The organism is Maricaulis maris (genome assembly GCF_003634045.1).
Classification (GTDB): domain Bacteria; phylum Pseudomonadota; class Alphaproteobacteria; order Caulobacterales; family Maricaulaceae; genus Maricaulis; species Maricaulis maris.
The window spans coordinates 1-13,823 of sequence record NZ_RBIM01000010.1 but is presented as its reverse complement, the minus strand read 5'-3'; the positions used below and the strand labels follow the sequence as shown (position 1 = coordinate 13,823).

At 64.0% G+C, this 13,823-nt stretch carries 12 protein-coding genes; 3 read left to right on the top strand and 9 right to left on the bottom strand.

Annotation, left to right across the window (positions count from 1 at the left end; all coding sequences use genetic code 11):
- Window positions 1–94: 94 nt before the first annotated feature.
- Window positions 95–1,327, bottom strand: a complete 1,233-nt coding sequence (locus C7435_RS16620; RefSeq protein ID WP_075191317.1) for a patatin-like phospholipase family protein — start codon at window positions 1,325–1,327, stop codon at window positions 95–97.
- Between the two features lie 858 nt (window positions 1,328–2,185).
- Window positions 2,186–2,734, bottom strand: coding sequence for a methyl-accepting chemotaxis protein (locus C7435_RS16615; RefSeq protein ID WP_075191318.1), 549 nt, complete (start codon window positions 2,732–2,734; stop codon window positions 2,186–2,188).
- 157 nt (window positions 2,735–2,891) lie between these two features.
- Here C7435_RS16615 and C7435_RS16610 point away from each other — a divergent pair, with 157 nt between their 5' ends.
- Window positions 2,892–3,767, top strand: coding sequence for a thermonuclease family protein (locus C7435_RS16610; RefSeq protein ID WP_170150527.1), 876 nt, complete (start codon window positions 2,892–2,894; stop codon window positions 3,765–3,767).
- A 264-nt stretch (window positions 3,768–4,031) separates the two neighbouring features.
- Here C7435_RS16610 and C7435_RS16605 read toward each other — a convergent pair whose 3' ends face one another.
- From C7435_RS16605 to C7435_RS16575, 7 genes are all read right to left on the bottom strand, one after another.
- Window positions 4,032–4,961: an RNA polymerase factor sigma-32 gene (locus tag C7435_RS16605; protein WP_121212548.1), complete on the bottom strand. Its 930-nt coding sequence runs from the start codon at window positions 4,959–4,961 to the stop codon at window positions 4,032–4,034.
- 656 nt (window positions 4,962–5,617) lie between these two features.
- A complete protein-coding gene (locus C7435_RS16600) occupies window positions 5,618–6,127 on the bottom strand; it encodes a CarD family transcriptional regulator (protein WP_075191321.1) in 510 nt (169 codons plus the stop codon).
- A gap of 220 nt (window positions 6,128–6,347) precedes the next feature.
- On the bottom strand, window positions 6,348–6,689 hold the full coding sequence (fdxA, locus tag C7435_RS16595; protein ID WP_075191322.1) for a ferredoxin FdxA: 342 nt from the start codon (window positions 6,687–6,689) through the stop codon (window positions 6,348–6,350).
- 73 nt (window positions 6,690–6,762) lie between these two features.
- Window positions 6,763–7,212, bottom strand: coding sequence for a tellurite resistance TerB family protein (locus C7435_RS16590; RefSeq protein WP_121212547.1), 450 nt, complete (start codon window positions 7,210–7,212; stop codon window positions 6,763–6,765).
- Window positions 7,205–7,531 carry an RNA-binding S4 domain-containing protein gene (locus C7435_RS16585; RefSeq protein WP_121212546.1) on the bottom strand — a complete coding sequence of 109 codons (327 nt, stop codon included), beginning with the start codon at window positions 7,529–7,531 and terminating at the stop codon, window positions 7,205–7,207. Before C7435_RS16585 ends, C7435_RS16590 begins: the two co-directional genes overlap by 8 nt.
- Window positions 7,532–7,541: 10 nt before the next feature.
- Window positions 7,542–10,292 (bottom strand): helicase-related protein, encoded by a 2,751-nt coding sequence (locus C7435_RS16580; protein WP_121212545.1) that lies wholly within the window; start codon window positions 10,290–10,292, stop codon window positions 7,542–7,544.
- Between the two features lie 68 nt (window positions 10,293–10,360).
- Entirely contained in the window at window positions 10,361–11,173 is an 813-nt protein-coding gene (locus C7435_RS16575) for a DUF3108 domain-containing protein (protein WP_233350820.1), read from the bottom strand.
- Between the two features lie 190 nt (window positions 11,174–11,363).
- Between C7435_RS16575 and rpmB the strand changes: the two genes are divergently transcribed.
- Window positions 11,364–11,648, top strand: coding sequence for a 50S ribosomal protein L28 (gene rpmB, locus C7435_RS16570; RefSeq protein ID WP_075191327.1), 285 nt, complete (start codon window positions 11,364–11,366; stop codon window positions 11,646–11,648).
- Window positions 11,649–11,753: 105 nt separating this feature from the next.
- Window positions 11,754–13,493, top strand: coding sequence for an amidohydrolase (locus C7435_RS16565; protein WP_121212543.1), 1,740 nt, complete (start codon window positions 11,754–11,756; stop codon window positions 13,491–13,493).
- Window positions 13,494–13,823: the final 330 nt, after the last annotated feature.

Sequence of the window (13,823 nt, the reverse complement as noted above, 5' to 3'; positions counted from 1 at the left end):
ACAACGTAGGGCTTCGAGTAGGATTGCCTGGCATGCATCGCAGTTTTGTTTGCTTGTGCAATCTGGACATTTTGTATTCATGGAGCTGAATCTCTCAGTTTGAGGACTGTCGGGCAATCTCGTTGAAGGGCAGGTCCCGAATGGATCCGAGGCTCGGGGTCACATATTTTGTGATGCTGATCGCAGCGTGCAGATAGCCGAGGTCGACGAGTTGGCGCTGGCGCTTTCGCGGGATGGATCCTAGGCGCGTCCCGGTGTTGCTCGCTCTTTCAATAGTCTTGTGGTCGAGGTCGACGTCGATGAAGTCTGCCTTGTAGGCCTTCATGTTGCGGATGCCCCAGTAAGCGCCCCGTCGTCCAAAAACGCGTTGGTGCGGGTCGATTTCATGCGCCGCGTCTTGATCGGCGGCGTGCATGATCTTGAAAGACTCGATCATCTGGCGCTTGCGAATTTCGATAAATCCGCTGTTCATCAGCGCGACGGCCCGCATTGTATGGCCGAGCATCAATGTGCGGGGCTTCGGATCCGGGTCGGCAGGCCAGCCTGCATCGCTTACCAGGATGGTCCCGAATTTCTTCCACGACGTTTCGATGCCGAGATTGTCGTGTACGCCACCGTCGGTGAGATACACTTTTTTCCGGAATTGTTTCAATCCCAGGTCACTGCCGGACTCTGGTGAAAAACGCCGATGGTCCATGCGCATAATCATCGGTGACAGGAATGGTGGATACGCCGACGAAGCCATCACTGCAAAACTGAGACGGGTTTTGGGTTCGGGAACGTCGCCAACGCGCCAATCGCGCATTCGCGGTTTCATGAATCTCCACACCGCGCCGGATTGAACATTTGTAGCGTTGAATACAAATCGTGGTTCTTGCGGCAGGTCTTGTAGCGACGCGCCTTTAAGCAAAATTCGATCCAGAGCAAAGCGGTAGGGGTTGAAAATATATCTCAAACTAAACCTCATCGCCAACGAACCCGGGAGGTCAACTGTCGTGCGAGTGAAGCGCAGAATCGGCTTCGCAACCAGTTCGTGGAAGTTTGATGCAACCTGTGTTTTTGGATCGAATTGAAGATCCTTCCACACCAGCCCCAATCGAGCTGCAGTGATGGCCCCGCCGGATACGCTGGTTATACGATCCAAGTTTGGCAGCATGCCGGCCTCGTTGAGGAACCAGATCGCGCCTAGATGAAACAGGGCCGCGCGGTAGCCGCCGCCGGACAGGCAAAGGGCAATGCCGTCTTGCGGTTCCGGATATCGCGTGTCGGTCCCGATCAGCTCGTATGGCAGGCTGTTGTGGAACCGGTCACGAATATCCGTCGACATATGGTCGCTCCCTTAAGGCTACGGTAGGTTCGCCGGGCCTCAGATCGCTCGACTCTGGGTTTAAGCTGATTGCCGTGAATGCTAGAGTATGCGATCCCCTCTCGCGCTGCCGACGGTAGAGTAATCTTAAGTTGTTGTCCATTAGCGACTTTCAATCCGTCAAGATAAAAAGAATTGAGACGAGCAGGCGCTGGAGTCTGGCACTGGGCGTGCCTTTCAGCGGTCGAGCGCTGGCGCGTTTCTTCGTTGCTGCAAGTCTAAGTCAAGGCGACGTCGAGCGTCGACCAGGACCGTGCTGGGCCCGTCTTTCTCGAGACGCTCCACGCGACCGAAGTGGCCGACGAAGAAGCTGCAGCACTGGCCGACCTGGATGTGGCACGATCCGTCACGTTCGTTCAGGTTAGGAGGGGCGTCCCAAGGGCGGCGCTGGTCATCAGGCTCGATCTGAATGTGGGAGAGCTGCGAGCGAGGCTGGACAGCTGTGCCCGTTATTGGCTTAGCGGGTGTTGGTTTTGAGGCAAGGGCAAGGCCGTCGGCACCGCGAGGTAGACGTTGCGGGTCGCAAGACCGCCGCCGCCCGGGTGATAGCGATGGGGAACAATGCGGTCACCGGGGGCCGATTGCTGGCAAGTCGTCGCCAACTGCCACTGCAACCGCAGGAATTATCTTGCAACGAACAGCCGCCAAGCTATCGGTCTCAACGCCTCGAGTGATCGATCATGCGACGATGATCAATCACTCGAAAACGCTCAATGCGGACTGAGTTGGCCCGGATACATTTTTTTGCGAGTGCCAATCGGACGGCGCCGACAAATGTGCTCCGTTCGCGAGTTCGTGCCTGCCAGGCGGTCGAGCGCCCTAGCGGACGCGGTCGCGCAGCGTGTTGAGCTGGTGCGCGACTTCTTGCGTCGCTTGCGTCATCTGGTCGACGGCTTCCTTGCCGCGGGCGACCGACTGGCCGGAACCGCGCACGCCGTCGAGGATTTCCTTGACCTCATTGTCGAGGGCCGAGATGCGGGAGGCGATGTCTTCGGTCGCCTTGGCGGTCTGGCCGGCCAGGGCTTTCACTTCGCCGGCCACAACGGCGAAGCCGCGACCGGCATCGCCGGCACGGGCCGCTTCGATCGTGGCGTTGAGAGCCAGGAGATTGGTCTGGCTGGCAATCGCCTCGATCGTCGAGAGGATGGCATTGATGCGTTGCGAGGCATCGGTCAGGGCTTCGACGCGGCGCTCGAGCACCTGGCTGGATTCCTCCACCTGGTTCATCGCATCGCGGGCGACCTGGGCTGCCTCGGCGCCTTGCGAGGCGCGCGCCGCTGATTCGCCGACGGCTTCGGCGATGGCGTGGGCGTCGGTGTTGGTGTCGGTCTGGGCGACAGCATCATCAGTATAGGCGTAGGCGTTCATAGGAGGCGTGTCCCTGATTGGAAGGTCTGCGGCCAGCTTTAGGCCGAGATGGTAAACGGATTGGTAAACGCCGCGAGATTTCCGCAAATCGCTTCGGGCGCGATATTGAAATATGCAACTCATGGGTGTATGTGGGGGTATCAGAGGAGGTGTGGTGATGAGAGGTTTGGCCCTGTCCGTACTTTGCCTGGCGGCCTGCGGTCCTTCCGCGGCAGTCCAGGACGCCAATCTCGCGACGGTGGGTGTCGAGAGTGTCCTGATCCGGCCTCAAGGCGAGGCGGGTGAACACGGCGCCTTCATCGACATGGCCGGCGCCTTGACCGTCCGGATCGAAACCCCTGACGGCCCGCTGGAAGTCCGGCTGGCGGAAATCGACACGCCGGTGCCGACCGCGGCGCAGGCCTGGCTGGCAGACCGGCTGGCGGGTCGCGAGGTGAGCCTGGTCTATTCGGGCGCACGCCGTGACCGCTATGATCGCGCCTTGGCGCAGCTTGTGCTCGCCGATGTCGCCGTGCCGGACGGTGCCGCCAGTGCCAATGTCGATGTTCCGGAGGGCGGGGATTGGCTGCAGTATCGCTTGGTCGAAGCCGGTCTGGCCCGGGTGATGACCCATGCCGACAATCAGGCCCATGCGACGCCCTTGCTGGCAGCCGAAGCGGCGGCGCGGGCTGCCGATCGCGGTCTGTGGGCCGATCCGGACCATCGCATCCGCGACACCCATCCCGATGCCCGCGCCCAGGATGTCGGCACGGCCCAGATCATCGAAGGGCGCGTGCTGGACGCGGTGCAGCTCAATTCCGGGCGGATCTATCTCAATTTCGGGCGTGACTATCGCAGTGATTTCACGATCCGCATCGATGCTGGCGACGCGGGGGCCTTCGAAGCGGCCGGACTTACGCCCGAGCGCCTGGAGGGTCAGCGTGTCCGCGTACGCGGCTGGCTGATCGATGAGAATGGGCCGATGATCCAGCTCGACCATCCCGCCCGGCTGGAACTCATTGGTGAAGACGGCGAGGCGGCGATGGCGCGATAGCAGGTGCCCGGACATGCCCGGAGCAAGTCGGGCCGGGTGGACCTGTCGGCTCCGGCAATGGCCCAAACCTGCCAGATGTCCGGGTCGGATTTGCAGGCCGGGCGTTCAGGTCAGGCGTTCAGGCCGGGATGCTAGGTCGGGACTCACGGTCGGGCTGGCAGAGCCGCTTGGCATCCCGGTGCCGGGGTCCGGCGCTTGGTACAGGCGACCGAAACAGGCGACGGGAACAGGAGGCCGGAGCGGGTGATCAGACCAGGTGGCGGGTCAGGCGTTCGGGATCAGGCCGGCTTCATACGGGTCACCGACAGCAGCGCACAGATTGCTGCGCAATTTGCTCAAGGCTGCGCTTTCGATCTGGCGGACGCGTTCCTTCGAGATGCCGAGCGTTTGTCCCAGTGTTTCCAGCGTCGAACCGTCTTCAGTCAGGCGACGTTCGCGAATGATGAATTGCTCGCGCGGACTGAGATCGTCAATCGCCTGGCCGAGCCAGAGCGAACGGCGCTCACTGTCGGTACGATCCATGACCTCGATCTCCGGGGCCACACTGTCATCGACCAGGAAGTCCTGCCATTGCGAGTCCTCACCATCACCGACCGGCGCGTTCAGTGATCGGTCAGAGGCGCCGAGCCGCATGGCCATGGTCTCGACATCGCGCTCGCGCACCCGCAGGTCACGGGCGATCTGTTCCCGATTGTCCGGTGAGATCGAGGCGCCGTCGAGGTCGCCGATCCGGGCGCGCATGCGGCGCAGGTTGAAAAAGAGGGATTTCTGGGCCGAGGTCGTGCCGGTCCGCACGATCGACCAATTGCGCAGCACATAGTCCTGGATGCAGGAGCGGATCCACCATGTGACATAGGTGGAAAAGCGCACATCCCGCTCCGGCTCGAACCGGTCGGCGGCCTTCATCAGGCCGATATTGCCTTCCTGGATCAGGTCGGAGAAGGGCAGGCCATAGCGTTTGAACTTGGCGGCCACGGCGATCACCAGCCGCATATGGGCCTCGGTCAGTGCGTGCAGCGCCGCCTCATCGCGATCATCGCGCCAGCGCCGGGCCAGATCGGCCTCGTCCTCGCGCGAGAGCAGCGGCCGCGCCATGGCGGATTTGACGAACCGCTGCTCGCCGGCATCGCGGCCGGAATTGAGAGCGGCAGACGGGTGGGCAAAACGAGCCGTAGCAGCCTTGGCGGTCGTCATGATGGTCCTCCTTCGCTTCAGGGAGGGGTACGTCGCTGCCACGAGATCGGATCACATCGCGCGCCAGGCGGGCTGATCACCGGCGCACCATTTTCCCCGGGCGCAGACCCGGGGCCAACGAAACTGCCGGGCATGTGATGAGCCACGCGCCGGTCCCGGATTGCGCTGACGCGCCTCCGGGAAAAATCTGAGGAGGCTCTGAAGGATTGGCGCCCTGCGGCGCCCACCATCCCATAAACCACTTGCCGAGAGCTCGCCGTATCCGGTTTTCCAGGTCAAGGGCCGCGCAGCGGCCGCTTCGCGGTTCCACCCTTGAGCTGGAAAACCGGATACGGCCTGCTGGCTGACACGTGATTTATGGACGGCTCCGCGCGTGGCGCGAATTTCTGAAATAGCCGCCGCACCCCGACCGTCATCCCCCGGTCGCGGCATCGCCGCGATCCGGGGGACCTCAGCAGGTCGCGTGCCGCGAGAAGCGGGAATGGTGAGGCGAGGGCGGCCTGCCGGGTGGTCGAGGTCCCCCGGATGTCCGCTCTGCAGTCACCGGGGGATGACGGCCAGATTGTGCGGAACGCGTTGAAAACCACCCCCAAAACGAAAACGCCCGACCAATCGGCCGGGCGTTTCGTGTCGTCATAGCGGCTTGATCCAGCGGATCAGGCGGCGACTTTCTTGGCGAGGGAGGTCGACAGCATTTCGCGGGCGGCCTCGTGCTCGATATCCTCGACGGCGGCCAGTTCGCGGACCATGCGGTCCAGCGCTGACTCGTAGAGCTGACGTTCGGAATAGGACTGTTCCGGCTGGTCTTCGGCGCGGTGCAGGTCGCGAACGACTTCGGCAATCTGGATCAGGTCGCCGGAATTGATCTTGGCTTCGTATTCCTGGGCCCGGCGGCTCCACATGGTGCGCTTGACCTTGGCCTTGCCCTTCAGGGTCTTCAGCGCGTCCTTGACGATCTTGTCGCTGGAGAGGGGCCGCATGCCGGACGCTTCGGTCTTGGCAGTCGGCACGCGCAGCGTCATCTTGTCCTGCTCGAAGGTGACGACATAGACTTCGAAATCGAAGCCGGCCACGCTGTCTTTTTCAACACCCGTCACCTGGCCAACGCCGTGTGCGGGATACACAATAAAGTCGCCCTTTTTGAAAGACTTGTCGTTTTTCGTCATGGATGCTCTCTCGTTGGGCCTTGCTCACACGGAAACGCAAAAAGTCGCAGCTCGCTCTCAAAGAAAATCCGGCACCCATCCGGCTCTGAGATCGATATGTCTGCGCGCAAATCACCATGTAGAAAGGCAGGCGGCGCGATAGGCGCTACCCATCAATGCCCGAAGCATAGCATAAAATTCGGCGATTTCCAAACGGTAGCGTTTGGTTAACCCGGAGAGGCTAGTCGCCGCTGCCCGGTTTCTCGGAGAAATACTTCTCGTATTTCCCGCTTTCATCGGCCATCGCATCGGCGTCGGCAGGCGCATCCTTGCGCAGCGTGATATTGGGCCAGACCTCGGCAAATTTCGAGTTGATGGCCAACCACTTGCCGTCCTTGTCGTCTTCCGTGTCGGGCTTGATGGCCTCGACCGGGCATTCCGGCTCGCAGACGCCGCAATCGATGCATTCATCGGGATGGATGACGAGAAAATTCTCGCCCTCATAGAAGCAATCGACGGGGCAGACTTCCACGCAGTCCGTATATTTGCAGCGCACGCAGGCGTCGGTGACAATATAGGTCATGTTGGCCGGGACTTGATTTGACGGGATAGAGGGCAGGCTTGTTGCCGGGACATGGGCCGCGACAGGTTTTTTGTCAACGGGTGCGCAGCCGGGCTTCTGCACGTGTGCGGGCAAAGACACGGTCGCGATCCTCGATCGCCAGCAGTGGGCCGATCCGCCGGATGAAGGCGTCCTCGAAGGGCGATTTCTCGCCGTCGGCCAGGGCGACCAGCCAGAGCTGTTCGATCAGGGCGATGCGTTCCTGGCGTGACAGGCAGGCCTTCACCACCTTGGTGAAGCGGTGATGGTCGATCGCGCTCTCCGCGAGCTCCTCGCCCTGTTCAAGCACATGCGCGACGCGGGCATCGGACAGGCCGAAAGCGCCGGACAGGATGTCGCGGATCTGGTCCTGCTCGCAATCGGCATAGATACCGTCGGCCAGGGCCGCCTCCACCAGCAGGGTGCAGGCCGCGACATGGGGGTCTGTTTCCGGTCGCAGGTCGACGTCGGCGGATGCGAAGAAATTGCGGATCGCGTCAAACATGGCTTGCTTCCGTCTGCTGCGCCTCGACCGATTGTCCGTCATCGATCATGCGATAGAGCTCGCGGGCCTCACTGGCCGGACCGCGGCGTGTGCCCAGGGCCAGGATTTCCAGCTGCACGATCCGTCCATTGAGCGGCAGGGTCAATGTGTCGCCTGCGCGCACCAGGGTGGCGGGCTTGCTGATGCGCCGCGTCGTGCCGGCGCTGGTCAGGCGTATGCGGCCCTTCTGGACCTTAGCCGTCGCCAGGCTGCGCGTCTTGAACTGGCGGGCATGCCAGAGCCAGACATCGATCCGCAATCCGCCGCTGATTTCGCTCATCGCCGGGCCGTCATGCCTTGGTTTCGGATTTTGGTTCGCTGGCGCTTTCGCCCGGTGCTGCCGTTTCGGGTTTTGCCGGGGCGTCCGCCTGATCGCCGGCGGTCACCGCCGTGGCGCCGGCCTCGACCGGTGTGGCGCCTGGCTTGTCACCGCCGCCGCCCTTGCGACGCTTGCGCTTGGGGCGCGGCTTGCGTTTGGGCGCTTCGGTCAGGGTGAGGGCCGCCAGGGCGGCAAACGGGCTGTCGGACGGGACGGGGGCCGGCTCGGCGGCCTTTGCCGGGCGACGTTCGGCGACGCGCGGGCCGCGCGGCGGGTGTTTGCGGCGACGCCGGTCCCAGCGCTCGCCCTCGGCCTTGTCCGGGTCGGGACCCTTCTGGATGCGGCGATAGCCCAGCTCGGTCAGCGTGCCGCGCAAATCCTCGACCGAACAGCCCAGAACGGCCGTCATGTCGGCGGTCAGCGGGAAGCCCTGGCCTTCATCCTTGCCGGCTTCGCGCAGCGTGTCGGCGAGGCGTTCGAGCATGTCGAACCGCACCGCGCGCGGGCCGCAAGGCTGAAAGCCGATGGCGGCGTATTCGGCGCGGGTACGCGAGCGGTCATTGGCAACCGAAGTCAGGCCCGGTGCCGGCAGCCAGGCCAGATCGGTCCGCCCGGCGGCAATCGCGTGCAGCAATGCGTTGAGCCGCGCCGGGGCGGGCTTCACCAGTTCGGGCACATAGATCATGTGTTCGCCGATGCGCACGCCGGCAGCGCGCAGCGAGCGGCGCTCGACTTGCGACAGGTTGCGCACATCATCGCTGACTGTCAGCCGCGGCAGGGCGCCACCGGCCTCGTAGAGCCGCCAGGCGAGGCCGCGGGCCAGGCCCGGCATGTCGTCGGACTGGCCGGCCTCGCGCAGTTTGAACAGCGGCGCCAATTGCGTCTCGATATGGGCGACGAGCCGCGCTTCCAGGCTGGCGCGGGCGCGTGACTGGGCTTCATGGGCCCCGAGATCGCCGCCAATCAGCTTGATGGCGGGTTTGAGAGGCGTCGGGCCGGGGATGAGCTGGGCGACGTTATCGCCATTCCAGCTGATCTTGCCGTCATCGGAAAAGGAGAGGTCTTCCATCGTGATTTTCGCCAGGGCTCCCAGCCGTCGGTTGATTTCAGGGCGCAGTGCACGCAGCGCTGCCGAGTTCAGGGTCCGCGCCGCCAGGTCCCGCCCGTCGGCATCGGGTTTGAATATGAGGCCGGCCAGACGACCGACGAAATGGCCTTCTACCGTAACCTCCCCATTGCTGGCGACCCCGGCCAGCAAGTCTCGTTCATCGCGCAAGCCTTTGACAAGGGCGCTGGTGCGGCGATCGACGAAGCGCTGCATCAGGCGTTCGTGCAGGGCGTCGGACAGGCGATCCTCGATTTCGCGCGTGACGCCGCGCCAGTGGGCCGGGTCGCGGGTCCAGTCAGCGCGGTGCGCCGCATAGGCCCAGGTGCGGACATGGGCGAGGCGGGCCGCCAGGGCGTCAACATCGCCGGAGGTCTTCTTGAAACGTTCGAGCTGGCCCGCCATCCAGTCATCCGGCAGGCGGGCGCCGGGACCGGTCAGGTGCAGGTAGATCGACTTGATCAGCCGGGCATGGGCATCCAGCGTCGCCTTGCGGAAATCTGGCAGGCGGCAGGCATCCCACAGCCGCCCGACCGCCGCCGGGGAGGTGGCGCGGTCACGAATCTCACGATCACCGGCCAGCACGCCCAGCGCTTTCTCGTCCGACGCTTCGCCGACCCGTTCCAGCGCCGGGTTGCGCGAGGGTTTGCCGAGGGTGAATTGCAGCGCGTCCAGCGAACTCTCATCGAGATTCGGATTGCGCCAGCGCAGGCGTTCGACCGGCGCGAAGCGATGGTTTTCGACCGCCTCGACCTGATCGGGATCAAAGGGGCGGCAATCGGCTGTCTCCCCGAATGTCCCGTCATTGCGGAAACGACCGGCCCGTCCGGCAATCTGTGCGATCTCGGCCGGGGTCAGGCGGCGGCGCTTGCGGCCGTCGAATTTGCGGCTCTCGGCGAAGGCGACATGGTCGATATCCATGTTCAGCCCCATGCCGATGGCGTCGGTGGCGACCAGGAAATCGACCTCGCCGGACTGGTAGAGTTCAACCTGGGCATTGCGGGTGCGCGGTGACAGGCCGCCCATCACCACCGCCGCGCCGCCGCGGCGACGACGCAGGAGTTCGGCGATCGCATAGACGGCCTCGGCCGAGAAGGCGACGACGGCCGAGCGGCGCGGCAGGCGGGTCAGCTTGGCGGGGCCGGAATAGGCGAGTTGCGAGAAGCGTTCACGGAAGCTGATCTCGGCCTCGGGCACAAGCTCGCGCACCCGATTATACATCGTTCCGGCGCCCAGAAGCATGGTCTCTTCCGTGCCGCGCGCCCGCAGCATCCGGTCGGTGAAGACATGGCCGCGTTCGGGATCGGCGCCGAGCTGGATTTCGTCGACGGCGACAAAGGCGACGCGCTTTTCCACCGGCATGGATTCCACCGTGCAGATGAAATAGCGCGCCGAAGGCGGCACGATCTTTTCCTCGCCGGTGATCAGGGCCGCCGCGCCGACACCCTTGGCCTTGACCACACGGTCATAAATCTCCCGCGCCAGGAGGCGCAGGGGCAGTCCGATCATGCCGGAGGCACGCCCCAGCATGCGCTCGACAGCGAGGTGGGTCTTGCCGGTATTGGTCGGACCCAGGGCAGCGGTGATCTGCCCCGGCTCGTTGCGGTAGGATGCCATGCCGCAACTCCATCACATGATGCCCCGGACCTAGGCAATCCCGGACGGCTTTGCCAGTCAGCCGCCGATCAATTTTCCTCGATGGAGCGGGCCACGATTGTTACGCCGCCGAAGCCGGCATTGGTGCGGATGCGGACCGGGATGTGGATGTCACCACCATGCACCGGGGCCAGCCAGAAGGTGATCGGGCGGTCGATATCATCCTCGGACGGGAATTCATCGGCCTCATAGCCGGAGATCGGCTCGTAATAGGCATGGCAGACCAGGGCGTCGCCAGACCAGGCCCGGGTGCGGACCCGGTCGGTGCCGCCGTCTTCAAAGCGCAGATTATAGCGGGCGCGACCGTCAAAGACCGGCAGCGTGCCATCGCATTGGCTTTCGCCGCGGGCCACCGCGCCGAGACCCATCGCCAGCAGGGTGGAAATGGGATCGGCGGCGCCGGCGCGTTCCTCGTCCGTGGCCGGTGGTTCGCCCATCGAGCCGAAGGGCGGTTCGATATTGGGCGTGGCAACGCCGTCCGGGAAATCGATCGCCACGACCCGGTTTTTCGAGCTGGCATGATTGAGGTGGCTGTAATGCCAGGGGCGCAGGGCATCGCCGTCGCGATAACCGCTCACGCCGGCCTCGATATCGGCATCGGTGAACAGGGTGGCGAGGCCGGCAGCGGTGAAACGCGCCGACGCCTGGTAGGTGTCATCAGCGAACTGTCCGGACACCACGATATTGGCGACCTGGAAGACCATGACCGATCCGGCGTATTGCACCGTCACGCCTTGCATTTGCGCTGCTGAAGCCTCATTGGCGGCATCATCGCCCGACGCAGCGGCCGAGCAGAGGAGGGTGCCAGCGGCCATTGCCCCGTAAATCCAAGTCTTTTTCACGCTACTCTCTCCCGAACTGAGCCCCCAAGGCCCTAACCCATAAGGCGGTTCAACTGCAATAACTGATCGAAACCGGCTGCAAGATGAACGCGGCAAGCTTGACGACCCGCCTCACCTCCTTTATCTCGCCCGCTCTCGCACTGGTCGCAATACCGGTGCGCACGGATTTTTATATTTGAAAGGTGCGACTATGGCGCGTCGTTGCGAACTGACGGGAACTGGCGTTTTGACGGGAAACAATGTTTCTCACGCTCAGAACAAGTCCCGCCGCCGTTTTCTGCCGAACCTGTGTGATGTGACGCTGGCTTCCGAGAAGCTGGGCCAGAACTACAAGCTGCGCATTGCCGCCAAGGCGTTGCGCTCTGTGGACCATGTCGGCGGTCTCGATGCATTCCTCCTCAAGGCCCGTGACGAGAAGCTCTCGGACAAGGCCCTGAAGATCAAGCGCGACCTGAAAAAGGCTCTGGCTGCCTAAGCGCCGGACGAGCTGACGAATTTCCAACGCCCGCAGCCTGCTGCGGGCGTTGTCGTATGCGCTGACGCGATATAGCCTCCCGGCACGAAGCGGGGAGGCTTTTTCATGCGCGCCAATAACTGGATGATTTCGCTGGCCGTGCTGGCCCTGGCCGGGTGTGATGGCGGCGCGGACATGGCACCGCTTGCCGACGGCACGGACGGGGCGTTGAGCGAAAGTGCGGCTGATCTGGTGATCTGGGGCGGGCCGATCTACACCGCCCGCGATGACCAGCCGATGGTCGAGGCCGTCGCGGTGCGCGGCAACCGGATCGCCTTCGTCGGTGATGATGAGGCCGCCCAGGCCTGGATCGGCGAGGGGACCCGTCTGGTCGATCTCAATGGCGCCGCCATGTATCCCGGTTTCACCGACAGCCATATCCATGTCTATGGTGTCGGTCAGCGCGAGCGCACGCTCAATCTCGACAATGTCACCTCTGTGGCCGACCTGGTCGACCGGGTCGCGGCGGCGATTGCCGACACGCCCGCAGGCGCAACACTGGCCGGGCGCGGCTGGATCGAGACCCACTGGCCGGAAGGTCGCTTCCCGACCCGCCAGGATCTCGACCCGGTCTCGCCGAACAATCCGGTCATCCTGCGCCGCGCCGATGGTCATGCCCTGGTCGCCAACAGCGCTGCCCTGGCCGCTGTCGGCATCACCCGCGACAGCCTCGCCCCGTCCGGCGGGGAAATCCTGTTCGACGCCGACGGCGAGCCGACCGGCCTCCTGGTCGACACGGCCATGGGCGCCGTGTCACCGCTGATGGAGACACCATCACCGGACGTCATCCGGGACACCTATGCCGACGGCGCCCGGCGCCTCGTCAGCCTTGGCTGGGCCGGTGCCCACGACATGTCGGTGCCCTGGTCCATGGTGCCGGTCATTGAAGGGCTGGCCGAAGCCGGAGACCTGCCGCTGCGGACCTATCTCTCTGTCGGACCGGAAGGCTATGCCCCGCTCGCCGCCGGTGGACATCGCGATGTCGCCGATGGCCGGGTCATCACGCGGGCCGTCAAGCTCTATATGGATGGCGCACTGGGTTCGCGCGGCGCCGCTTTGTTGGAACCCTATGCCGACCGCCCCGAAACCAGCGGCCTCGCCATTGCCGAAGCCGATGAGACGATCGGTCTGTTCACCGATGCCCTGCGTCAGGGCATCCAGATGAATGTCCACGCCATCGGTGATCGCGGCAATCGCTATCTTCTGGACTGGGTCGAGGAAGCGCGCGCCCAGGTGCCGCCGGAGGAATGGGCGCTGGCCGATCCGCGCTGGCGCGACGAGCACAGCCAGATCATCGCCCCGGCCGATATTCCCCGCTTTGCCGAGCTGGGCGTGATCGCCTCCTTCCAGCCCTCCCATGCCATTGGTGACCTGCATTTCGCGCCCGACCGGCTGGGTGATGACCGCCTCGACGGTGCCTATGCCTGGCAGAGCCTCCTGGACGCCGGCGCCCATATCACCGGCGGCTCCGATGCCCCGGTCGAGCAGGGCGACCCACGCATCGAATTCTATGCCGCCGTGGCTCGGGCCGACCTCAGTGGCTTCCAGGGCGAGAACTGGCACGCCGAAGAAGCCCTGTCGCGCGCCGACGCACTCAAACTCTTCACCGCCTGGCCGGCCTATGCCTCTTTCCGCGAGGATGAACTCGGCACCATCGCGGTCGGCATGATCGCCGACTTCACCGTCTTCTCCGAAGACATCATGACCATCCCGGAAGCCGACATCCTCACCGTCGAACCGTGGATGACGGTGGTCGATGGCGAGGTCGTGTACGAAAGCCCGGACAGTTTCCATCACGGGGAGTAGGGGGCGCTCCTCGCATCATTTCCCCTTTTCCATTTTTCCCGGAGGCGCACAGCGCCATCCGGGACCGACCGGAGACTCATCGCTTGCCGGAGGGTTTCGTTGGTCCCGGCTCTCCGCCCCGCTTTTGCGGGGCTGCGGCCGGGAAAAATGTGTTTTGGTTTGCGAGGGTCGGGGCTTGGCAGTTTGCGGCAGAATCCGGCGCTGACGACGCGGATCCACTCACCGACACCGACGTGCTTGTCATCCCGGGCGGAGCCCTGACTTGATCAGGGCGAAGACCCGGGACCCATCAGCCCGGTTCTGCCAGCTTTCGCGATAATGGGTCCCGGA

What these genes read in the sequence shown, in the direction of transcription:
- C7435_RS16620 (WP_075191317.1), bottom strand. Translation starts at nt 1,327, where the DNA reads ATGTCGACGGATATTCGTGACCGGTTCCACAACAGCCTGCCATACGAG.
- C7435_RS16615 (WP_075191318.1), bottom strand. Translation starts at nt 2,734, where the DNA reads ATGAACGCCTACGCCTATACTGATGATGCTGTCGCCCAGACCGACACC.
- C7435_RS16610 (WP_170150527.1), top strand. Translation starts at nt 2,892, where the DNA reads ATGAGAGGTTTGGCCCTGTCCGTACTTTGCCTGGCGGCCTGCGGTCCT.
- C7435_RS16605 (WP_121212548.1), bottom strand. Translation starts at nt 4,961, where the DNA reads ATGACGACCGCCAAGGCTGCTACGGCTCGTTTTGCCCACCCGTCTGCC.
- C7435_RS16600 (WP_075191321.1), bottom strand. Translation starts at nt 6,127, where the DNA reads ATGACGAAAAACGACAAGTCTTTCAAAAAGGGCGACTTTATTGTGTAT.
- fdxA (WP_075191322.1), bottom strand. Translation starts at nt 6,689, where the DNA reads ATGACCTATATTGTCACCGACGCCTGCGTGCGCTGCAAATATACGGAC.
- C7435_RS16590 (WP_121212547.1), bottom strand. Translation starts at nt 7,212, where the DNA reads ATGTTTGACGCGATCCGCAATTTCTTCGCATCCGCCGACGTCGACCTG.
- C7435_RS16585 (WP_121212546.1), bottom strand. Translation starts at nt 7,531, where the DNA reads ATGAGCGAAATCAGCGGCGGATTGCGGATCGATGTCTGGCTCTGGCAT.
- C7435_RS16580 (WP_121212545.1), bottom strand. Translation starts at nt 10,292, where the DNA reads ATGGCATCCTACCGCAACGAGCCGGGGCAGATCACCGCTGCCCTGGGT.
- rpmB (WP_075191327.1), top strand. Translation starts at nt 11,364, where the DNA reads ATGGCGCGTCGTTGCGAACTGACGGGAACTGGCGTTTTGACGGGAAAC.
- C7435_RS16565 (WP_121212543.1), top strand. Translation starts at nt 11,754, where the DNA reads ATGCGCGCCAATAACTGGATGATTTCGCTGGCCGTGCTGGCCCTGGCC.